The sequence below is a fragment of the Bacteroides sp. An322 genome, assembly GCF_002161765.1.
Taxonomy (GTDB): Bacteria; Bacteroidota; Bacteroidia; order Bacteroidales; family Bacteroidaceae; genus Phocaeicola; species Phocaeicola merdavium.
Map to the genome: position 1 here is coordinate 1 of NZ_NFIN01000036.1, position 20,936 is coordinate 20,936.

At 46.9% G+C, this 20,936-nt stretch carries 17 protein-coding genes and 2 tRNA genes; 12 read left to right on the top strand and 7 right to left on the bottom strand.

Annotated features, from left to right (window positions below; translation table 11 throughout):
• Positions 1–23: 23 nt before the first annotated feature.
• The 3 genes from B5F91_RS13565 (at position 24) to B5F91_RS13575 (ending at position 1,832) form a co-directional block, all read left to right on the top strand.
• Positions 24–108 (top strand) — tRNA-Ser (locus B5F91_RS13565).
• A gap of 47 nt (positions 109–155) precedes the next feature.
• Positions 156–242 (top strand) — tRNA-Ser (locus B5F91_RS13570).
• Positions 243–464: 222 nt separating this feature from the next.
• Complete coding sequence (locus B5F91_RS13575; protein ID WP_087429593.1) at positions 465–1,832, top strand: NAD(P)/FAD-dependent oxidoreductase; 1,368 nt, start codon at positions 465–467, stop codon at positions 1,830–1,832.
• A 261-nt stretch (positions 1,833–2,093) separates the two neighbouring features.
• On the opposite strand, the gene B5F91_RS13580 is transcribed toward B5F91_RS13575, so the two are convergent.
• Positions 2,094–3,023, bottom strand: coding sequence for a DMT family transporter (locus tag B5F91_RS13580; protein WP_087429606.1), 930 nt, complete (start codon positions 3,021–3,023; stop codon positions 2,094–2,096).
• 124 nt (positions 3,024–3,147) lie between these two features.
• On the opposite strand from B5F91_RS13580, the gene B5F91_RS13585 reads away from it, so the two are divergent.
• From B5F91_RS13585 to B5F91_RS13610, 6 genes are all read left to right on the top strand, one after another.
• A complete protein-coding gene (locus tag B5F91_RS13585; protein ID WP_087429594.1) occupies positions 3,148–3,573 on the top strand; it encodes a PaaI family thioesterase in 426 nt (141 codons plus the stop codon).
• Positions 3,570–4,712 carry an isochorismate synthase gene (locus B5F91_RS13590; protein WP_087429595.1) on the top strand — a complete coding sequence of 381 codons (1,143 nt, stop codon included), beginning with the start codon at positions 3,570–3,572 and terminating at the stop codon, positions 4,710–4,712. The genes B5F91_RS13585 and B5F91_RS13590 overlap by 4 nt, the downstream gene beginning before the upstream one ends.
• Before the next feature lie 131 nt (positions 4,713–4,843).
• A complete protein-coding gene (gene menD, locus B5F91_RS13595; protein ID WP_087429596.1) occupies positions 4,844–6,508 on the top strand; it encodes a 2-succinyl-5-enolpyruvyl-6-hydroxy-3-cyclohexene-1-carboxylic-acid synthase in 1,665 nt (554 codons plus the stop codon).
• 12 nt (positions 6,509–6,520) lie between these two features.
• Entirely contained in the window at positions 6,521–7,342 is an 822-nt protein-coding gene (menB, locus tag B5F91_RS13600; RefSeq protein ID WP_087429597.1) for a 1,4-dihydroxy-2-naphthoyl-CoA synthase, read from the top strand.
• A 4-nt stretch (positions 7,343–7,346) separates the two neighbouring features.
• Positions 7,347–8,393, top strand: a complete 1,047-nt coding sequence (locus B5F91_RS13605) for an o-succinylbenzoate synthase (RefSeq protein ID WP_087429598.1) — start codon at positions 7,347–7,349, stop codon at positions 8,391–8,393.
• A gap of 11 nt (positions 8,394–8,404) precedes the next feature.
• Positions 8,405–9,544: an AMP-binding protein gene (locus B5F91_RS13610; RefSeq protein WP_087429599.1), complete on the top strand. Its 1,140-nt coding sequence runs from the start codon at positions 8,405–8,407 to the stop codon at positions 9,542–9,544.
• Positions 9,545–9,554: 10 nt separating this feature from the next.
• On the opposite strand, the gene B5F91_RS13615 is transcribed toward B5F91_RS13610, so the two are convergent.
• The 5 genes from B5F91_RS13615 to B5F91_RS13635 form a co-directional block, all read right to left on the bottom strand.
• Positions 9,555–9,857 carry a GNAT family N-acetyltransferase gene (locus B5F91_RS13615; RefSeq protein ID WP_087429600.1) on the bottom strand — a complete coding sequence of 101 codons (303 nt, stop codon included), beginning with the start codon at positions 9,855–9,857 and terminating at the stop codon, positions 9,555–9,557.
• 285 nt (positions 9,858–10,142) lie between these two features.
• Positions 10,143–11,102 carry a DUF4157 domain-containing protein gene (locus B5F91_RS13620; RefSeq protein ID WP_144025130.1) on the bottom strand — a complete coding sequence of 320 codons (960 nt, stop codon included), beginning with the start codon at positions 11,100–11,102 and terminating at the stop codon, positions 10,143–10,145.
• Positions 11,103–11,135: 33 nt separating this feature from the next.
• The gene (recA, locus tag B5F91_RS13625) at positions 11,136–12,188 is read right to left on the bottom strand and encodes a recombinase RecA (protein ID WP_087429601.1); all 1,053 of its coding nucleotides are present in this window, start codon (positions 12,186–12,188) and stop codon (positions 11,136–11,138) included.
• A gap of 13 nt (positions 12,189–12,201) precedes the next feature.
• Positions 12,202–12,651: a thioredoxin-dependent thiol peroxidase gene (bcp, locus tag B5F91_RS13630; protein ID WP_087429602.1), complete on the bottom strand. Its 450-nt coding sequence runs from the start codon at positions 12,649–12,651 to the stop codon at positions 12,202–12,204.
• A 104-nt stretch (positions 12,652–12,755) separates the two neighbouring features.
• The gene (locus tag B5F91_RS13635; protein ID WP_087429603.1) at positions 12,756–13,949 is read right to left on the bottom strand and encodes a saccharopine dehydrogenase family protein; all 1,194 of its coding nucleotides are present in this window, start codon (positions 13,947–13,949) and stop codon (positions 12,756–12,758) included.
• 139 nt (positions 13,950–14,088) lie between these two features.
• Here B5F91_RS13635 and B5F91_RS13640 point away from each other — a divergent pair, with 139 nt between their 5' ends.
• Positions 14,089–14,898: an META domain-containing protein gene (locus B5F91_RS13640; RefSeq protein WP_087429608.1), complete on the top strand. Its 810-nt coding sequence runs from the start codon at positions 14,089–14,091 to the stop codon at positions 14,896–14,898.
• A gap of 135 nt (positions 14,899–15,033) precedes the next feature.
• Here B5F91_RS13640 and B5F91_RS13645 read toward each other — a convergent pair whose 3' ends face one another.
• Positions 15,034–17,796, bottom strand: coding sequence for an outer membrane beta-barrel protein (locus B5F91_RS13645; RefSeq protein ID WP_087429604.1), 2,763 nt, complete (start codon positions 17,794–17,796; stop codon positions 15,034–15,036).
• 265 nt (positions 17,797–18,061) lie between these two features.
• Here B5F91_RS13645 and dnaK point away from each other — a divergent pair, with 265 nt between their 5' ends.
• Both dnaK and B5F91_RS13660 read left to right on the top strand, forming a co-directional pair.
• Positions 18,062–19,978 carry a molecular chaperone DnaK gene (dnaK, locus tag B5F91_RS13650; RefSeq protein WP_087429609.1) on the top strand — a complete coding sequence of 639 codons (1,917 nt, stop codon included), beginning with the start codon at positions 18,062–18,064 and terminating at the stop codon, positions 19,976–19,978.
• A gap of 239 nt (positions 19,979–20,217) precedes the next feature.
• A complete protein-coding gene (locus B5F91_RS13660) occupies positions 20,218–20,823 on the top strand; it encodes a master DNA invertase Mpi family serine-type recombinase (protein WP_087429605.1) in 606 nt (201 codons plus the stop codon).
• Positions 20,824–20,936: the final 113 nt, after the last annotated feature.

Consider the following 20,936-nt stretch of genomic DNA (forward strand, 5'->3'; position numbering starts at 1 on the left):
AAAAGCACTTGACAAAGAAGTTTGGAGAGGTGGCAGAGTGGTCGATTGCGGCGGTCTTGAAAACCGTTGTACCGCGAGGTACCCGGGGTTCGAATCCCTGTCTCTCCGCCCTGTAAAGCGCTTTTTGAATTTTCAAAAGGCGCTTTAATCTTTTTGGAGAGATGCCGGAGTGGTCGATCGGGCCGCACTCGAAATGCGGTGAACGGGTAACTGTTCCCAGGGTTCGAATCCCTGTTTCTCCGCTGAGAAACAATAAATAAAAATAGGAATCAGACTTTGAAGTTTGATTCCTATTTTCATTTATAGAAGTGCTTTTTATGGAAGAAAAAGTTAACACGGTCATGGAGTTTTTCAGGCTCGTATATGAATTACGGAAATTTTTCTTTAATTTACCGGTAAATATATCCTTTTAATCCCAATAATGTTGTAACTTTGCACCAGCAATACACAAAAAACAAAATGGTATGAGTTTCAACATTGAAAGAGAAAAAGGTAAAAAGAGAGTTGTCATTGTGGGAGGAGGCTTCGGAGGCCTTAAACTGGCAAACAAATTATCGAAGTCCGACTTTCAAGTCATCCTGATTGACAAAAACAACTATCATCAATTCCCGCCACTCATCTATCAAGTGGCATCTGCAGGCATCGAACCGAGTTCTATCTCCTTTCCCTTCCGGAAAATCTTCGGAAAGAACTCGCACGTACACTATCGGATGGCGGAAGCCCGTCTGATTTTCCCCGAAAAGAACATCCTTCAGACCTCTATCGGAAAAATCGAATACGATTACCTGATATTGGCGGCAGGTACGACCTCCAATTTCTTCGGGAACCAGAACATCGAGCGGGAAGCTATCCCGATGAAGACTTTACAAGAAGCCATGGGATTGCGCAACGCTTTATTGAGCAATTTCGAGCGAAGCGTGACCTGCGCCACCGAACAAGAACGGCGCGAACTGCTGAACATCGTCATCGTAGGAGGAGGCGCTACCGGAGTGGAAATAGCCGGGGCATTGGCGGAAATGAAACGCTACGTCCTGCCCAAAGACTATCCCGACATGAACGAAAACCTGCTCCAAATCTATCTGATAGAAGCAGGAAACCGTCTGCTCTCAGGCATGGCACCTGTATCATCTAAGAAATCAGCCGAATTCTTGCGCGAAATGGGCATCAATGTATGGCTGGACAAGAAAGTATTGGATTACCGCGACCATAAAGTGATATTGGAAGACGGCACTCAGATTCCTACCCGAACCTTCATTTGGGTGAGCGGCGTGCGTGCCCAAGCTATCGGAAATATGCCCGCCGCTTCTATCGGACGCGGAGGACGAATCAAGGTAGACGCATATAATAAGGTAGAAGGATTCGACAATATCTATAGCATCGGAGACCAATGCATCATGAGCGGAGACAAGGACTATCCGAACGGACATCCGCAACTGGCACAAGTGGCTATCCAGCAAGGCAATCTGTTGGCGGAAAACCTGATACGCATCCAAAAAGGGAAAAAGCTGAAACCGTTCCGTTACCGCAACTTGGGAAGCATGGCTACCGTAGGAAGGAACAAGGCCGTGGCCGAATTCAGTTCCTTAAAGACCCAAGGCTGGATTGCCTGGTTCTTGTGGCTGGTGGTACACCTGCGCTCCATCCTCGGCGTAAGGAACAAGCTCAACGTCCTCTTCAACTGGATGTGGAGCTACATGACCTACGACCATTCGCTCCGCCTCATCCTCTACCCGCGCAAAGCACAAGAGGTTATCGAGCGCGAAAAACGTGAAGCCGAAACCCACTGGGGAGAAGACGAGCTGAAAGCCGAAGCGGAGGAGCAAAAAGCGTAAAAGACTTGTTGTAAATAAAAACGCAGAGACGCAAAAGCGCAGAGCAACAATTTAGAGAAGGCAAAGAACAAATGTGACAAACGTAGGGGCGTATCGCATACACCCGAAAACATCCACATGGATAAGTAGGTGTATTCAGGGCGTATGCAATACGCCCCTACAGTTAATTGGGAAAATGCGGATATTCCTAAAATTTAAACAGGCTCTTGAAGAACTCCGCGTCTTTGCGTCTCTGCGTTTAATTTTCAAAATACGCCCAGCTTACTTGCCCGTTTTCTTCTCGTGCGCCTCCATTTCCGCCCGCGAGCGGCTTCGGGTCACCATATAGACCCCTCCGAATATCAAGAGGACGGAAAGCCCTTTCACCCAATTGAACGTGTCCATGCCCCAGCATATCGCCACAATGCAAGCCACGACCGGCTGCACATAATTATACATGCCAGCCACCGTAGGGCGCAAGTTCTTCTGGCCTACAATCACAAACACATAACATAAGAATGTGCCTCCCACCACGATGAAAAGTATCGAACCGATTTCTTCCATGCTTAAGCTTGACCATCCAGCCGCCAACAAATCGTTATAAGAAAACGGGAGCAAGCAGATGAAAGCGTAAGTGAACATCCACTTCATGATGGTGAACACCGAATACTTGCTTACAAAATTCTTGAACAAGACCAAATAGAACGCATAGCTCAACTGAGCCGTCAAGACCAGCAAATCGCCCCATACGCTATACGGATTCGACACCGAAGCCCCGGTATTCGAACTCCCCATAATCAGCAACAAAGCCCCCGTAGCGCCGAAAGCGATGCCCAACACCTTTTTGCCCGTAACCGGCTCTTTCAAGAAGATAGCCGCAAGCACCATTGCCCATAGGGGCATGCTGGTGGTGATAATGGAAGCATCGGCGGGCGAAGTAAGCCCCACCCCAAAGATGAAACACCCCTGATTGAACACAATAGCCAACAAGGAAGCCACAAAAAGCTTAGCCAAATCTTTATGCCCCACGTGTTCGGGCTTGCGGAAAAACGAAGCAATCCAAAACAGGAGCATCGCCCCGAAGACACGCAAGTCGGTCACAACCAACGGAGTGACCAACCCTCCCACCATTACAAGCTTAGCCAACGGAGACATCAACCCCCACATGGCATTGGCGCAAAGCATCGCTCCGTGCCCTTTCATTTTTTGCATATCCATAAAAACATCTTTTTAAGATTCCGGCGCAAAATTACATCAGATTTTGAATCGAAAGATAGAAAATGCCACAAAATAAATGTAACTTTGCACGTTCATTAATCATAAAAAGAGGAAGAATATGCAAATAGAACCCGGTAAACCCTACGAACCGAAAGAATCCATTGCCCGACACCTCGGCATTAAATTAGTAGAAGTAAAAGAAGGATACATCAAAGCGACTATGCCCGTAAACGACCATACGGCACGCCCCTGCACCCCCGTAGACATCCTGAACGGAGGAGCCTCATTGGCATGTGCCGAAATCGTAAGCGGCTATGGATCGATAGTCTTGTGCAAAGAAGACGAAGAGCCCGTAGGCATTCAGGTAAGCGCCAACCACGTAGGCATGACTCCCGTAGGAGAAGGACGGTATGTAGAAGCCCGTGCCACCATCGTACACCGCGGACGCACCCAGCACGTATGGAATGTAGACATCGTCACACCGGAGGGCAAACTGATATCCACCGCCCGCATTACCAACCTGATTATAAAGAAACGGTCATGATACTGCCTTCCATATCCATTCATAAACTAATAGACAGCCTGACACGGAGCAAGGCCAGCTTTGCCCTCTACCGCCAGCCGTGGACAGACGAGCCTATCCTAATATTGCAAGAAAGCCGGGAGGCACATATCTTAAATGACTTGACCGACCTGAACGGGAAACAAGGTTTCCTGATTGCCCCGTTCAAGCAAACCGAGCAACACCCGATTGTCCTCATCCGTCCGGACCATAGAGTGTGCGAATGGGAAGCCATCAGCGAGACATTAGACCAATTTGCCAAAGCACATCCGGAGGAAATTCCGGCTTCGCCAAACGAGCTTCCGCTTGTTTCCGCCAACCAGGCATTCCAACCGGATTTATCGGAAAAAGACAAGGAGACTTACGAAGAAGCCTTCAAACGGTTCATCGGGCCTCTGCAACAAAACACGTTTCAGAAGCTCGTATTATCGCGTTGCATCCACCAAGACCTGCCCGAAGACTTCTCTCCGCTCTCCGCTTTTGTCAATGCCTGCAACAATTATCCGCGCATGATGATTTCGCTTTGCCATACGCCGGAAACGGGAACTTGGCTTGGAAGCACACCCGAAATCATCCTAAGCGGGCACGACACCCAATGGCATACCGTATCACTTGCCGGAACCATGCCGATGCAAGGAGATGTCATGCCTACCGAATGGAGCGAAAAGAACCAGCGGGAACAGGCATTCGTGAGCGATTATATACGCAAGACCGTAAAACAATTCGGAAGCAAAATCACCGAAAAAGGGCCTTATACGGCACGTGCAGGCGAATTGGTACATCTGAAGACCGACTTCAATTTCCAGCTGAAAGACGCCTCCAATTTAGGAAATATCCTGAAAGAGCTGCATCCTACACCTGCCGTATGCGGACTTCCGAAACAAGAAGCCTACACATTCATCGAAGAAAACGAAGGATTTGACCGGAATTACTATGCCGGCATCATCGGCTGGCTCGACCCGCAAGAAGACACTTCGCTTTATGTCAACTTGCGTTGCATGAAAATAAAAGGCAAAAAAAGCATCCTCTATGCCGGAGGAGGCATTCTGCCCTCATCTACTTTAGAAACCGAATGGGAAGAGACACAACAGAAGTTGAAAACCATGCTGAAGATATTATAAGTGTACAAATGATCCGACAGAATGAAAAACGCAGATTTTCGCAGATTAACGCAAATTGGATTAATAATTATTATCTGCGCTAATCTGCGTGAATCTGCGTTTCTAAACAGACACATTAATAAAGACAAAACATGTTTACAGACAAGAAGAACATATTGCAACTGACCGCCTTGCTCCGCGCACACGGCATCCGGCGGATTGTAATTTGTCCCGGAAGCCGGAACATTCCGTTGGCGCAAACCTTTGCCAATGTGCCCGAATTCGTATGCTATCCCATGACCGATGAACGAAGCGCGGGCTTCTTCGCACTCGGACTGGCATTGCACGAAGGCGCTCCTGTAGCTGTATGCTGCACCTCGGGCACTGCCCTGCTCAACCTGCACCCAGCCGTGGCTGAAGCCTTTTACCAGCAAGTGCCCTTAGTGGTTATATCCGCCGACCGTCCAGCCGCGTGGATCGGGCAAATGGATGGGCAAACCCTGCCCCAACCGGGTGTATTCGGCACATTAGTCAAAAAATCAGCCAACCTTCCCGAAGTGCAAACCGAAGAAGACGAATGGTTCTGCAACCGGCTCATCAACGAAGCCCTGTTGGAGACTCACCACCATGGGAAAGGCCCGGTGCATATCAATGTGCCCATTAGCGAACCGTTCTTCTTGCTTCCCGTAAACGAATTGCCCCAAGCGCGCGTCATTACCCGCTATCAAGGATTGAATATCTACGAAAAGGATTACAAGCCGCTCATCGAACGGTTGAACAAATACCAAAGGCGCATGGCGGTAGTAGGGCAAATGAACTTGATTTATCTTTTCGACAAAAAATACACCCAATTAATCTATAAGCATTTCGCTTGGTTCACCGAGAACATCAGCAACCAGACCGTTCCGGGTATGCCTATCCGCAACATCGAACCCCTGTTGTGCTCGATGAACAACGACATGCAAGAGACAATGCGTCCCGAATTGCTGATTACGTATGGCGGGCATATCATCTCGAAACGCCTGAAGAAATTCTTGCGGAAACATCCTCCTATCGAACATTGGCACATCTCGGCAGACGGGGAAATAGCCGACCTTTACGGTTCGTTAAGTGTAGTTATCGAAATGGACCCGTTTGAATTTTTGGAGAAAACCGCCACTCTAATCGATGCGCCTACGCCCGACTATCCTAAAAAATGGGAAATGAAATCGAAAGCAATTCCCAAAGCCCAATTCGCTTATTCCGAAATGAGCGCGATAGGCGAAGTCATCCGGCGCCTCCCCTCGCCTTGCTCCCTGCATCTTGCCAATAGTTCTACGGTACGGTATGCCCAACTCTTCGACCTTCCCCCCGAAGTGGAAGTCTTGTCCAACCGAGGTACAAACGGCATCGAAGGTTCGCTTTCCACCGCCTTGGGCTATGCGACCGTATCGGACAAGTTGAACTTTATCCTGATAGGAGACCTGAGTTTCTTCTATGACATGAATGCCTTGTGGAACACCAATTACGGATGCAACATCCGCATCCTTTTACTCAATAATGAAGGAGGAGAAATCTTCCATGCCCTGCCCGGACTGACTTTGCACGAAAACGCACGCCGTTTCGTGACGGGCACCCATCATGCATCGGCAAAAGCATGGGCAGAAGACCGAGGCTTCGAATACCTTTGCGCACACGATGAAGAAGAATTGCAAACCGCACTGGAAACATTCATGCAACCCTCTGTCACCCATCGTCCGATGCTATTGGAAGTATTTACCGACAAGAATCAGGACATCGAATTATTAAAAGCATATTATCATAACTTGAAACAATAAAAGAAAGCGATTATGGCACAAAGAGAATGGAAAACCATCAAAGAATACAACGATATTCTTTTCGATTATTATAATGGCATCGCGAAAATCACCATCAACCGCCCAAGGTACCGCAATGCTTTTACCCCCGATACGACCATGGAACTGAGCAATGCCTTGCTCTATTGCCGCGAATGTCCGGATATCAACGTCATCGTACTGACCGGTGCAGGCGATAAGGCATTCTGCTCTGGAGGAGACATGCACGTAAAAGGGCATGGAGGGTATGTAGGTTCTGATGGCGTGCCCCGCCTGAATATCCTCGACGTACAAAAGCAAATCCGTTCCATCCCGAAACCGGTCATTGCCATGGTTAACGGATATGCCATCGGAGGCGGACATGTGCTTCATGTCGTATGCGATTTGACCATCGCTTCCGATAATGCCATCTTCGGACAGACCGGTCCGCGCGTAGGGAGCTTTGATGCCGGATTCGGCGCATCTTATTTAGCACGCGTCGTAGGACAAAAGAAAGCACGCGAAATCTGGTTCCTTTGCCGCCAATATTCAGCACAAGAGGCATTGGAAATGGGATTGGTAAATAAAGTCGTGCCTTTCGACCAATTGGAAGACGAAGTCGTGGCATGGGCAGAAACCATGATGCAACACAGCCCCCTTGCCCTCCGCATGATTAAAGCCGGACTAAACGCCGAACTGGACGGACAAGCCGGCATCCAGGAATTAGCAGGAGACGCGACTATGTTGTATTACATGACCGAAGAAGCCCAAGAAGGCGGCAAAGCATTCTTGGAAAAGCGCAAACCCGACTGGTCGAAATACCCCAAATTGCCGTAAGCCTATGTACACAATCAAGATTATACCGCGCACCTTACATTTCAAGCAACCAGCAGGCACATCCAGAGGAGTCTATCTCACCCGTAAAGTCTGGTATCTTGTACTGCAAGAAACCGGAACCGGAAGATACGGTATTGGCGAATGTGCCCCGCTTCCTGCCTTGAGCTGCGATGACATTCCCGATTACGAAGACGTGCTCACCTGCCATTGCCTGCAAACCGCCGAACGGGGAAGCATCGATTATGAAGCATTGCGCCCCTATCCTTCCATGTTATTCGGACTGGAAACGGCATTTTGCCATCTCCGTGCCGGAAGCCTCCGGTTTTGGAATACACCTTTCTCCGAGGGGAAACAAGGCATCCCCATCAACGGGCTGATTTGGATGGGCAATTTCGACGAGATGTACCGCCGGATAGAAGAAAAGATGAAAGCAGGTTTCCGGTGCATCAAAGTCAAAATCGGAGCAATCGACTTCGAACGGGAACTGGAATTATTGGCACATATCCGCCAGCATTTTTCTCCTCAAGAAATCGAACTGAGGGTAGATGCCAACGGAGCTTTCTCACCAGCCGATGCTCCCCGTAAGTTAGAGCAATTAAGCCGGTTCCACCTGCATTCCATCGAACAGCCCATCCGTGCCGGACAATGGGAAGAGATGAGTAAATTGTGCCAAGAAACACCTATCCCCATTGCATTGGACGAGGAACTGATAGGGATTAATCACTCCGAACGCAAGCGCCAATTGCTTGACACCATCCGTCCGCAATACATCATCTTGAAACCTTCGCTTCACGGAGGACTGCATGGTTCGGAAGAATGGATAAAGCTTGCCAAAGAAAGAAGCATCGGTTCATGGGTAACTTCAGCCCTCGAATCAAACGTAGGGCTGAACAGCATCGCCCAATGGTGTGCTACACTGAACCCTCACATGCCGCAAGGACTGGGCACCGGACAACTCTTCACCGATAACATTCCCTATCCGCTTGCCATCCAAGGAGATTGCCTTTGGTTTCTTCCTGAGCAACCGGAACCGGACTTTACCAAATTTTGAGAATTTCCAACATGAATCATTTTATCACCGAAATATCGCGTCAAACCATTACCATCCTCGGAAAAACCTATACCGCCGAAGATGCCCGTGCCATATCCGGAAAACCCAGCCGCTTGCAAATCTTTTTCCGTAAACAAGAAGGAGAAGAAAGCTTCTTGGCACACCTAACCGATTTCCTTGCCGAATGGTTTAATGATTCAGATACGGTAAAAGTACATACATCCGGCTCTACCGGTACACCCAAAGCGCTTTTTGTAGAAAAGCGGCGCATGATGAATAGTGCCATGCTGACGGTCTCTTTCCTGCATTTGACCCGTGGAGACAATGCCTTGCTCTGCATGCCCTTGCAATACATTGCGGGAAAAATGGTTGTAGTCCGTGCCCTTGTTGCAGGACTCAACCTGATTCCCGTCACCCCATGCGGCCATCCCCTGCAAGACATGAACCAGCCTCTTGCGTTCGGCGCATTGATTCCCATGCAGGTCTATAATTCCTTACAAAACCCTACCGAACGCGAACGGCTGAAAAACATCAGGCACTTGATTATCGGAGGAGGGGCTATCGACCCTGATATGGAAGAAGCCTTAAAAACTTTTCCTTGCGATGTATGGAGCACCTACGGTATGACCGAAACCCTTTCACACATTGCTCTACGGAAATTGAACGGACCGGATGCATCCGAATGGTACACACCGTTCGAGCATGTTACGCTAAGCCTATCAGAAGAAGGGACATTAATCATAGACGCTCCCTTAGTCTGCCCCCAGCAACTCATCACAAACGACATCATCGAATTAAACAATGCAGGACAATTCCGCATCCTTGGAAGAAAAGACAATACGATTAATACAGGAGGTATAAAAGTGCAGATAGAGCAAGTGGAAAGCACTTTAAAGCCTCTGCTTCCCTTTCCTTTTGCCATAACATCTGCCCCCGATGCCAAATTCGGCGAACGGATTGTGCTCCTGATTCAGCATGAAGGTCCATTCAGTGAAGAAGAAAAACAAAACATCCATCGGGCATGCCAGCAACTTCCGATTTACTGGCATCCCAAACAACTGATACAAGTCACCTCTCTCCCACTGACCGGGACAGGCAAGCCCGATAGAGCAGCAGCCAAGAGATTAGCCCACGCGGAAAAGTACGAATAAGAGCCTCCTCTTACAATGCACACGTCCCGCTTCCCGCATAGTCTTCGCTGATTACACCCTGATACTCAGGATGCCTCTGCAACCAACGTACGGCATACGCACATGTAGCCATAGGCTTTAATCCTTTATGGCGGGCATAGTCGTATGCGGTTTTCACCAACATCGAGGCTATCCCCCTGCCGCCAATCGCTTCCGGAACCAAGGTATGCCGGATATCCAAATGCCCTTCTTTCAGATGATAAGACATGTCAGCCTTATACCCGTCAACTTCTACCCAGAATTTCTTCTGCGCTTCATCATGATGCACTTCCATACCAATTATTCGTTTAAAGGGTTAACGTTGGCAATATAAGAAAATTTTTCCGAATATCCATCATTGCCTTCCAATCATTAACCAATATTATTAAGAATCCGGCTAAAAACGAAGCAGGCTTCGATGACCAACACACCCTGCTTCTTTGCGTGATGAAGCAAGATGCGTTGGCCATCGAAGCCGTATGCATATCTGTCAGTACAGGACTGACAATTTGACCGGTTCTTAATGCCTTCCTGAAAGCAACTTCTTAAACGGTTTATTTGCTGCTTCCACTTCCAACGTTTATTGCATTACCTTTTTCAGATTTTCCACAATTTGCGGGTCAGGCAAACCAGCTTTTTCAATCATCAAGAACGAGAAATTATCTGCCAACACCTCTTCAGGGTCTATTACATAATTCGTATTTTTCCCTATCTTACTTTGGAAATCCGAAGCCTGTTCAAGAGAATAAATGATAGTCACTCCATTCTCCTGAAGCGGAACGAACTGTTCATTCAAGGGTACCAAACCCACTTTGATATATTGGAAAAGAGTGCCTTCTGTATAGGGTACATCTGTATAAGTCACCATCATACAATTAATGCTTTTCCCTTCAATCGTAAATGAAGCATAGCTATCACGCCGGCTTACATCAGGATTGGATATCAATTTCTGCACCAAATCAGACGGTAATGCAATCGGATGGTCTAACACAGTAAACCCAATGGTTTCGTATGTTTTCTTCTTGAATGCCAAATCCGCACGTGTCAAGACGTGGAAAAGTTCATGAGCCACAAGGCGTGCCAAATCCTCCTCTGTTGCTTCATTTAATACTTGCTCTCCAATCGCAATCCAATTCTCACGAGTATAAGCGCCAGCTCCGCTTTCTTCCGCCATGGATGTCTTCATCAGAATCACCTCTGTCGGAAGCGGAAGATTCAGTTCCTGCTTTTTTATTGCAGCTTCTATCTTTGCGAACGCCTTATTCAGTTTTTCCTTATCGGCATCGCTCCAATTAAGCGTGGACTCCATCGCCAATCTTAACAACTGGGACTTTCGCCCGTTTTGCGTCTGCAAACGCACGTTAAGGTCGAATTGGTTCCAACTATTCGTATACGTATCAATATCGGTGATAAGCATTTGCGCTTCTGCCCTTGTGGCAAAACGATACGGGATATCAACCGAAGCTTTCTGAGCTTTTCCGGGCACCAGCACCAGAAAAGCCATTAAAGTAAAAAGCAGGTGTGTCAGTTTCATATTCATGATTAGATTTTAATTAGAGACGCATTTCCGTATTTATTCTTTATCTTTCAGTGCCGCAAAGATAAGCCCTTCCAGCTCTTCGGCAAGTTCGGGATTATCCTGGATGCATTGCTTGGCGGCATCACGCCCTTGTCCTAACTTGGTATCGTTATAGCTATACCACGAACCGCTCTTCTTGATAATGCCCAGTTCAGAACCAAGGTCGATGATTTCTCCGCTACGCGAAATGCCTTCGCCGAACATGATGTCGAACTCTGCCTTGCGGAAAGGAGGAGCGACTTTGTTCTTTACGACCTTTACGCGCACCTGATTGCCGATTACATCTTCCCCGTCTTTCAACTGGGAGATGCGGCGAATGTCCAGACGTACAGAAGCATAAAACTTCAAGGCATTACCTCCGGTAGTGGTTTCGGGATTGCCGAACATCACGCCTATCTTCTCGCGCAACTGGTTGATGAAGATACACGTGGTATTGGTCTTGCTGATAGCCGAAGTCAGCTTACGCAAAGCCTGCGACATCAAGCGTGCCTGCAACCCGACTTTATTATCACCCATATCGCCTTCAATTTCAGCTTTCGGGGTAAGGGCAGCCACCGAGTCGATAACGATAATGTCAATAGCCGATGAACGGATTAATTGCTCGGCGATTTCCAACGCTTGTTCTCCGTTATCGGGTTGGGATATCCACAAATTATCAATGTCTACACCCAACTTTGCGGCATAGAAACGGTCGAATGCATGCTCAGCATCAATAAACGCCGCAATGCCTCCTATCTTTTGTGCCTCGGCTATAGCATGAATAGCCAATGTGGTCTTACCCGAAGATTCCGGTCCGTAGATTTCGATGATACGTCCTTTGGGATATCCTCCCACTCCCAATGCCGCATTGAGGGCAATAGAGCCGGTAGGGATGACTTCCACTTCTTCTACATGGTCGTCTCCCATTTTCATAATCGAACCTTTTCCGAAGCTTTTCTCTATCTTGTCCATGGCGGCTTGAAGCGCCTTCAGCTTCTCGCTATTATTAGGCTTCGAGGAAGCGCCTTCTACTCCTCCTTCAAATGCCAATTCGTCTTTTTTTGCCATACTTTCTTGTTTTTTACTTCAATATTTGTGAGGCATGTTCTTTCGTTTTCACCTCTTTCGGAGAGATGATACGCTCTACAACTCCTTCTTCATTTATAATAAAGGTAGTACGGAACGTTCCCATATACTTGCGCCCGCACATGCTCTTCTCGCCCCATGCGCCGAATTCCTCCGTCAATTTATGTTCGGTATCAGCTATCAGCGTAAAAGGGAGCTGATTTTTCTCAATAAACTTCTGATGCGATTTCTGGTCGTTGATGCTTACACCTACCACTTCATAACCCGCCTTGCGCAATTCATCGTAATTATCACGCAGGTTACATGCCTGGGCAGTACAACCCGAAGTCATGTCTTTCGGATAGAAATAGAGCACTAATTTCCGCCCTTTATAATCACTCAGATGTATCTCTTTCCCGTTTTGGTCTACACCCAACAAATCGGGAGCCTTATCTCCTACAATCATGTCTTTAGTTAATAATTAATAGTTAATAATTAATAGTTAGTTAATAATGAAATAGTATAAATCGGTATCCCGCTATTAACTATTCATTATTAACTATTCACTAATTACAGTTCCAAATCTCCGTCGAACACTTCATGCCAGGGCAATCCGTTCTTGTTCAGTTCGTCCATGAACGGGTCTGGGTCGAACTCTTCCACATTCCATACGCCCGGACGTTTCCACAAGCCTTTCAAGAACATCATCGCGCCAATCATTGCCGGAACACCTGTGGTATAGCTTACGCCCTGCATACCGGTTTCCTTATAGGCTTCCTGATGCGAGCAGTTGTTATATACATAATAAGTACGTTCCTTGCCGTCCTTGATACCCCGGATGCGGCATCCGATAGAGGTCTCGCCTTCGTAATTCTCGCCCAAGTCTTGCGGATTAGGCAACACGGCTTTCAAGAACTGGAGCGGCACGATTTCCATACCATTATAATTAATCGGCTCGATACTTGCCATACCAATGTCTTGGATTACGCGCAAGTGAGTCAGGTATTCCTGTCCGAAGGTCATCCAGAAACGGGCACGCTTGATAGTGGGGAAATTCTTCACCAGCGATTCCAGTTCCTCATGATAGAGCAAATACGAATCACGCGGGCCGATATTCGGATAAGTCAAGTCTTTATGGAACTCTAACGGCTTGGTGGTAATCCATTTCCCGTCCTCGTAATAACGTCCGTTTTGGGTAATCTCGCGGATGTTGATTTCAGGATTGAAATTCGTGGCAAATGCCTTATGGTGGTTTCCTGCGTTGCAATCTACAATATCCAAGTACTGGATTTCATCGAAATGATGCTTAGCCGCATACGCCGTATATACTCCGCTTACCCCCGGGTCGAAACCGCATCCCAAAATAGCGGTCAGACCGGCATCCTCGAAACGTTTCTTGTAAGCCCATTGCCAGCTATATTCAAAGTGAGCCACGTCCTTCGGCTCATAATTCGCCGTGTCAAGGTAGTTCACTCCCGACTTCAAACAAGCTTCCATGATGGTCAAGTCCTGATATGGAAGCGCCACATTTATAACGATTTCGGGTTTAAACCCGTTGAATAAAGCCACCAGTTCGTCTACATTGTCTGCATCTACCTGAGCGGTCTTGATGTTAGGATTGCCGATTGCTTTCACGATGGCATCGCATTTCGACTGGGTACGGCTGGCAATCATCACTTCGGTGAATACTTCGGGATGTTGAGCCACTTTGTGTGCAACTACGGTACCTACACCGCCTGCACCGATAATCAATACTTTACTCATTTCTTATTTTTCAGATTTAATGCCCGGTAAACGCTACCGTTCACAACGCAAAGATATAAATTTTTCTGAAACATCATGCAGTATTTCGATTATATCCGTATTTTTGTATTTAGAAACACTTTTAAAACAAAGCAGACTTATGAAGAAAACATTTTTGAAAGCCGCCGTCCTCCTTTGCGCAGGCATTGGCATGACGGCATGTGGAAGCGGCAAACAAGCCGTACAACCAGTCGACCTGACTGGAGAATGGAACATCGTGACTATAAATGGAGACACAGTACACGCAGCCAACAAGCCTTTCATCGGTCTGGACATGGCAGACAAACGAGTATACGGAAACGCCGGATGCAACCGGATGATGGGAACCTTTGAAATCGATTCTTTAAATCCGGGCAAGATTCAGTTCGGACAAATAGGCACGACCCGTATGATATGCCCCGATATGGATACAGAAAACAAAGTGTTGCAAACCTTGAACAACGTAAAAGGATATGCTGGAACCGAAGAGGGACTGGTTTTGACCGACACAGAAGGCAATACCCTCATGACCTTGGAAAAACGTGAGACGCCTGCTTTCTCAGCTGAGAACCTTGGCGGTGAATGGATTGTCAGTGCCATCGGCAACGAACAAGTAGGCAAAATGGAAAAAACTCCGTACCTGGCTTTTGACTTTGCCGAGAAACGGGTTCATGGAAATGCCGGATGCAACATCATCAACGGCAGTTTTTCGCAAGAAGAAGGCAACGCCAACTCGCTGAAGTTTTCACAAATGATTTCTACCATGATGGCATGCCCGGACATGGATACAGAACGCAAGATTCTGGATGCATTGAACAAAGTATCAAGTTTCGCCCTGAACGAAGACGACACAGTGAGCTTGCTTGATGCCGAAGGTACACCAGTCTTGACCCTGACACGCAACAACGGAAAATCACTGGTCGAAAAGTAAACTACTGATTTCCCCGCAAGTTGATGCCGACATATGCAGGACTTCATTTTAATTATTTAACATCCAAAAAACTCAAATCGTCCAACAGTCCCTGCCTCAATCAGCATCAACCTGCGCGGGATGATTTCCATATTCCTATTTCATCCGCTCAAAACGATAAGCGAACGAGAACATCACGTATCCCCTCAACTGCTCTTCGTAGCGTTCGCTGAAAGCCGTAGCACTGGCATAGCGGGTAAAGCTTTTACGCTGGCTCAGGATATCCGCCCAATAAACCGACAATTCCCCCCGCTTTTCTTTCAGGAACTTCCACGAGACTTTCAGGTTCCACAACACTTCATTGTTATCTGCCCCTCCCATGCCCGTACCGCTCCGATACGTATAGTTTGCATCCGAACTTACAACAAAATGCAAAGGCAAATTGACCGAACTCTCTACACCGCATGTATAATTCCGCGTGTACGTATTCCGTCCCTGCAAAGAGTTCTTCGATTGATAAAAGTTCCATACTCCGGTCAAGTCAATGTTTCCCCATGCCGGAAGATAAGCCAACCGGATATTACTACTAAGCGAAACGGCACCCGTCACACTCCGGCTATTCACATTCCGCGAAACGTCTTCATTAATCAGGCTCACATTCCGGTTATAGCCTCCCGAAGCCCTCAACATGAAATGGAATTGCTTGACACGCTTGTCGTATGCCCCATTCCCCATTATCCCCCAATTGCCGTTTATATTGACCGGCATCGTTTCCCGTCCGCCCGTCTCCTTATTATATAAGGTGGTACGAGTGACCGAATTGAATGTCTGATTCCACGAAAGCGAGGTCGAAATACCCTTTTGGAAATTGCTGAACGTAGCGTACACCGAATGCCGGTACGAAGGACGCAAGTGCGGATTGCTTCGGCGGATATAAAGGGGCGAACTGTAATCGGTAGGGGCTACCATATCTTCCAGCCGGGGCTGGGAGGTATTTCCGCTATAACTCAACACCAAAAAACTCCCCTCTTTCTGATACGAAAGACTCAATTGCGAATGCCATTCCACGGAACGTGCCACGGTATCGGCACAATGCTCTCCGGTAGATTGCTCGATGGAACGCCGTTGGGGATTCATGCCTAAACTTGCCACCACACCCCAAGCCTCATCGGTGTAATTATACCGGAGCGAAAGATTATGCCTCAATGTCCGGCTATGGCTACGTGTATGCAAACTATCTACTTCGCCCGTCTCATAGCCTTCGGGCAATGTGCCTAAAAGGGGGTGCTCTCCTTCAAAAGGCGATAAATCGAATGTCGCACCGTCTAACTTTTCGTATTCCCTTTCCAATCCGTATGAAAGCTGGATGCGGTTTTTCTTGTTAAAGGCGTGTGTATAGGCAATGTGCGCTTCATCGTTCATCGAGCTTTGTGGCGTATGCCGGTATTGGTTCTGATAATAAGCCGAATCGCCTCCCCATGCGTCTTGCAACTGATAATAATCAATGGAAGCAAGCGTGTAATCGTGTTGCGTCCCCTTGCGGTACGTATGATTGAGGTCGAAGCTCAAGAAATCGTCCTTCTCCCCTATCTTCTGCACGACCTCCAAGCGCAAATCGTAATCGGTATTTTTGTTTTGAGAGGAAGATTGCTGGCGGTTATCGTTTATCCATGTAGCCTTATCTATCTCCTCGATATGAGCAAAGGGAGTTTTCGTGTCCGCTTCGGGCCGGGCATTGAACGTAGCGGTACGGCTCTCGCTTTGGCTTCGGTTATCGGCATAACTCCCTCTGGCTGAGAAGGTGAGCGAAGTCCGCTTGGTGATATCCCAATTCAAATTCATATACCCGTTTATGTTCTGGCTCTTTCCCAACCGGTCATTCTCCGCTAAGGCATATTGATTCCCGTCGCTCAGGTATTGCTCGTTATACGTGCCCGACTGGCTTCCGTTGCGGTTATATGTATAATTGAAGTTTCCCGACAAATCCAATCCTTCTTTTACTTTCTTTGAGGCACTAAGATTTACCGAATTCAAGATGTTGTCTTCATCGGCAGATGTGAAATTACGGTTGGTCGAACGGGCATTCACCATAAAGTTATCTCCGCTTTCTTTAAAACGCATCACCCTCCCGTTCAAGTCACGCCGTTTGTGAGTGCCATATCCAGCTTCGGCATTCGCCAATAAACTTCCTTCAAATTCCCGTTTGGTTTTCAAGTCGAGCACATAGTTCTTTTCGTTCGACTTCATGCCGGTTTTCTTTTCTTGCTCTGTCGGTTTGTCATATACCTTCAATTGGCTAATGAATCTCACCGGCAGGTTTTCCAATACCACCTCTTTGTTTCCTTTAAAGAAATCTTTTCCGTTCACCGTAATCTCTTGAATCGGATAGCCGTTAAATTTCATCTCCAAGGTTTTCGGGTCATACGAAAGTCCGGGAATACGTCTCACCAACGCCTCCAAATAAGAGCCTTCGGGTGTAGGATAAGCATTCACATTATAAATAGTGGTATCTCCCTTTTGCTCGACTGCTTTCAGAGGAGCCGTGACCACCACTTCCGAAAGCCGGAGCGCATCATCACGCATCCGGAGTGTTCCTAAATTTAAAGTATCTAAATCAGAATGTAAAGCCACCGTCAAGGGCACACATCCCGTAAACGAGGCTTTCAATACATATTCCGTCCGTGGTTTCCGCTGGAAGGCAAGGCTGAATTTTCCGTCTTTATCAGAAGATGTACCTTTTACCAATAACGAATCGGGCAAACCCAACACCGCTACATTGGCATACGATAAAACTTCTTCTTTTTCCTGTTCACCGGAAAGCACAAGACGTCCCGTCACAACTTGATGTTGTGCACGCCCTTCCGCCAAGCCGAATGCCCATAAGATTCCTATTAATATAATAAGGTATAGTTTTCTCATCTTTTGCCAATAGGTAGGCAAAAATACAGAAAAGGTAGAAATCCCAACATTAATAAACCCTAATTCAACCCTTATACCTGCAATATTTACCGAATCTGCACTGCATCACACCCAAAGCCTGTCAGCACTTTATGCCATATTGTCAGTATTTACCGAAGCAAAATACTTCAAAACCGCATGGCACGGCATTTGTTTATCTATAAGCGTGATGCTTCGGCATTACGGAATTAACTTAATCAGTAAACAAATAAAAATAGATACAATTATGGGAAAGATTATTGGTATTGACTTAGGAACTACAAACTCATGTGTAGCAGTATTCGAAGGTAACGAACCGGTAGTGATTGCCAACAGCGAAGGCAAGCGCACCACTCCTTCGGTAGTAGCATTCGTAGACGGTGGCGAACGTAAGGTGGGCGACCCTGCTAAGCGTCAGGCTATCACCAACCCGAAACGTACGGTATATTCTATCAAACGTTTCATGGGTGAAACCTACGACCAAGTGCAGAAAGAAATTGCACGTGTTCCTTACCAAGTGGTAAGAGGCGACAACAATACACCGCGTGTGGATATCGACGGACGTCTGTACACTCCGCAAGAAATCTCGGCTATGATTCTTCAGAAGATGAAAAAGACAGCCGAAGACTATTTGGGTCAGGAAGTGACCGAAGCCGTTATCACCGTTCCGGCATACTTCTCCGATTCTCAACGTCAGGCAACGAAAGAAGCTGGACAAATCGCAGGCTTGGATGTGAAACGTATCGTAAACGAACCGACCGCAGCCGCTTTGGCATACGGTATCGACAAAGCCAACAAGGATATGAAAGTGGCTGTGTTCGACCTCGGTGGCGGTACATTCGATATCTCTATCCTGGAATTCGGTGGCGGTGTATTCGAAGTATTGGCAACCAACGGTGATACTCACTTAGGTGGTGATGACTTTGACCAAGCTATCATCAACTGGCTGGTACAGGAATTCAAGAACGATGAAGGTGCCGACCTGACTCAAGACCCGATGGCTATGCAACGTCTGAAAGAAGCTGCGGAAAAGGCAAAAATCGAATTGTCTTCTTCTTCATCTACCGAAATCAACTTGCCGTACATTATGCCGGTAGGCGGTGTGCCCAAGCACTTGGTTAAGACATTGACGCGTGCTAAATTCGAGCAATTGGCTCACGACCTGATTCAGGCTTGCTTGGAACCGTGTAAGAAAGCCGTAAGCGATGCTGGATTGAGCACTTCGGATATTGATGAAGTCATCCTCGTAGGTGGTTCATCTCGTATCCCTGCCGTTCAGCAACTTGTTCAAGACTACTTCGGCAAAGTTCCTTCAAAAGGTGTGAACCCTGATGAAGTGGTAGCCGTAGGTGCAGCCATCCAAGGTGCCGTATTGAACAAAGAAGCAGGTGTAGGCAACATCGTATTGCTGGATGTCACTCCGTTGACTTTGGGTATCGAAACCATGGGTGGTGTAATGACCAAATTGATTGATGCCAACACCACTATTCCGTGCAAGAAGAGCGAAGTATTCTCTACTGCGGCTGATAACCAAACCGAAGTAACCATCCACGTATTGCAAGGCGAACGTCCGATGGCAGCTCAAAACAAGTCTATCGGCCAGTTCAACCTGACAGGTATCGCTCCGGCTCGCCGTGGTGTTCCTCAAATCGAGGTAACCTTCGATATCGATGCCAACGGTATCTTGAAAGTATCTGCTAAAGATAAGGCAACGGGTAAGGAACAAGCCATCCGTATCGAAGCTTCGTCAGGCTTAAGCAAAGACGAAATCGACCGTATGAAAGCCGAAGCCGAAGCCAATGCCGAAGCCGATAAGAAAGAACGCGAGAAAGTAGATAAGCTGAATCAGGCAGACAGCTTGATTTTCACTACCGAAAATCAGTTGAAAGACCTTGGCGACAAGATTCCTGCCGACAAGAAAGCTCCTATCGAAGCTGCTCTGCAGAAGTTGAAAGACGCTCACAAAGCTCAAGACTTAGCAGGCATCGATGCCGCAAGTGCTGAATTGCAAACCGCATTCCAAGCCGCAAGTGCTGAGATGTATGCACAAACCGGAGCACAAGGCGGTGCACAAGCTGGTCCGAACGCAGGTCAGGCTAACAACAGCCAAAGCACAAACAACAAAGACAATGTGCAGGATGCGGATTTTGAGGAAGTGAAGTGATTCCGATAAGAAAAGACATACAAAATCGCAAGCAAAAGCGTGCAGCTCAATGAGTTGCACGCTTTTTGTGTTTATGGGGTTCTTGGTTTCTAACTTGACGATAGCGGTAATTACGAAAGAAGATGATTAGCATATTGTTCTATATTCCTTAATGCTATTGCTTGCTTTAATATCCCTTTGCTCTCTTATGAGTTGCAAAGGGCTTCTATAATTATATAAGTAATTAAATTCTAAAAATTATGATTTACGGATATATTAGAGTAAGCAGCGACAAACAGACTGTAGAGAATCAGCGTTTTGAGATAAACAATTTTTGTGAACGTAATAAATTGGTGATTGACGGCTGGATTGAGGAAACCATCAGTGGAACAAAATCATACAACAAACGAGAGTTGGGCAAATTGTTGAAGCGTGTGCAAAAGGATGATCTAATCATCTGTGCCGAGTTATCTCGTTTGGGGCGTAATCTTTTTATGATTATGGAGATTTTGAATATTTGCATGACAAAAGAATGCAGAGTATGGACTATAAAGGATAATTATCGATTGGGAGAAGACATACAAAGTAAAGTACTTGCCTTTGCTTTCGGTTTATCTGCTGAGATTGAACGCAACTTAATCAGCCAGAGGACAAAGGAGGCTTTGGCTAGGAAGAAAGCGGAGGGTATTACATTAGGGCGTCCGAAAGGTAGGAAAAGTTCACCAGAGAAATATAAATTGCATGGAAAAGTAAATCTTATAAATGAACTTTTGAAAGCCAATGTATCAAAACGCAAGATTGCTAAAATTTGTAAGGTTGATAGAAATACACTCGACCGCTTTATTAAGCAGTTCTTGACAGAATGAAAAGGAGCGTATTCGTGCAGCAGAACGGGTCGGAATGTGATTTCAACAATTCTGACTCGTGGGTGATACTGTCGCCCATAGAGCAAAGTATCAAGCGGAAGATAGAAGCAGTG

Excerpts from the sequence above, each read along its gene's own strand:
- B5F91_RS13620 (WP_144025130.1), bottom strand. The coding sequence starts at position 11,102 with ATGAATATGAAACTGACACACCTGCTTTTTACTTTAATGGCTTTTCTG.
- B5F91_RS13610 (WP_087429599.1), top strand. The coding sequence starts at position 8,405 with ATGAATCATTTTATCACCGAAATATCGCGTCAAACCATTACCATCCTC.
- bcp (WP_087429602.1), bottom strand. The coding sequence starts at position 12,651 with ATGATTGTAGGAGATAAGGCTCCCGATTTGTTGGGTGTAGACCAAAAC.
- B5F91_RS13585 (WP_087429594.1), top strand. The coding sequence starts at position 3,148 with ATGCAAATAGAACCCGGTAAACCCTACGAACCGAAAGAATCCATTGCC.
- B5F91_RS13605 (WP_087429598.1), top strand. The coding sequence starts at position 7,347 with ATGTACACAATCAAGATTATACCGCGCACCTTACATTTCAAGCAACCA.
- B5F91_RS13660 (WP_087429605.1), top strand. The coding sequence starts at position 20,218 with ATGATTTACGGATATATTAGAGTAAGCAGCGACAAACAGACTGTAGAG.
- B5F91_RS13590 (WP_087429595.1), top strand. The coding sequence starts at position 3,570 with ATGATACTGCCTTCCATATCCATTCATAAACTAATAGACAGCCTGACA.
- dnaK (WP_087429609.1), top strand. The coding sequence starts at position 18,062 with ATGGGAAAGATTATTGGTATTGACTTAGGAACTACAAACTCATGTGTA.
- B5F91_RS13640 (WP_087429608.1), top strand. The coding sequence starts at position 14,089 with ATGAAGAAAACATTTTTGAAAGCCGCCGTCCTCCTTTGCGCAGGCATT.
- B5F91_RS13580 (WP_087429606.1), bottom strand. The coding sequence starts at position 3,023 with ATGCAAAAAATGAAAGGGCACGGAGCGATGCTTTGCGCCAATGCCATG.
- menB (WP_087429597.1), top strand. The coding sequence starts at position 6,521 with ATGGCACAAAGAGAATGGAAAACCATCAAAGAATACAACGATATTCTT.
- B5F91_RS13645 (WP_087429604.1), bottom strand. The coding sequence starts at position 17,796 with ATGAGAAAACTATACCTTATTATATTAATAGGAATCTTATGGGCATTC.
- B5F91_RS13635 (WP_087429603.1), bottom strand. The coding sequence starts at position 13,949 with ATGAGTAAAGTATTGATTATCGGTGCAGGCGGTGTAGGTACCGTAGTT.
- recA (WP_087429601.1), bottom strand. The coding sequence starts at position 12,188 with ATGGCAAAAAAAGACGAATTGGCATTTGAAGGAGGAGTAGAAGGCGCT.
- menD (WP_087429596.1), top strand. The coding sequence starts at position 4,844 with ATGTTTACAGACAAGAAGAACATATTGCAACTGACCGCCTTGCTCCGC.
- B5F91_RS13575 (WP_087429593.1), top strand. The coding sequence starts at position 465 with ATGAGTTTCAACATTGAAAGAGAAAAAGGTAAAAAGAGAGTTGTCATT.
- B5F91_RS13615 (WP_087429600.1), bottom strand. The coding sequence starts at position 9,857 with ATGGAAGTGCATCATGATGAAGCGCAGAAGAAATTCTGGGTAGAAGTT.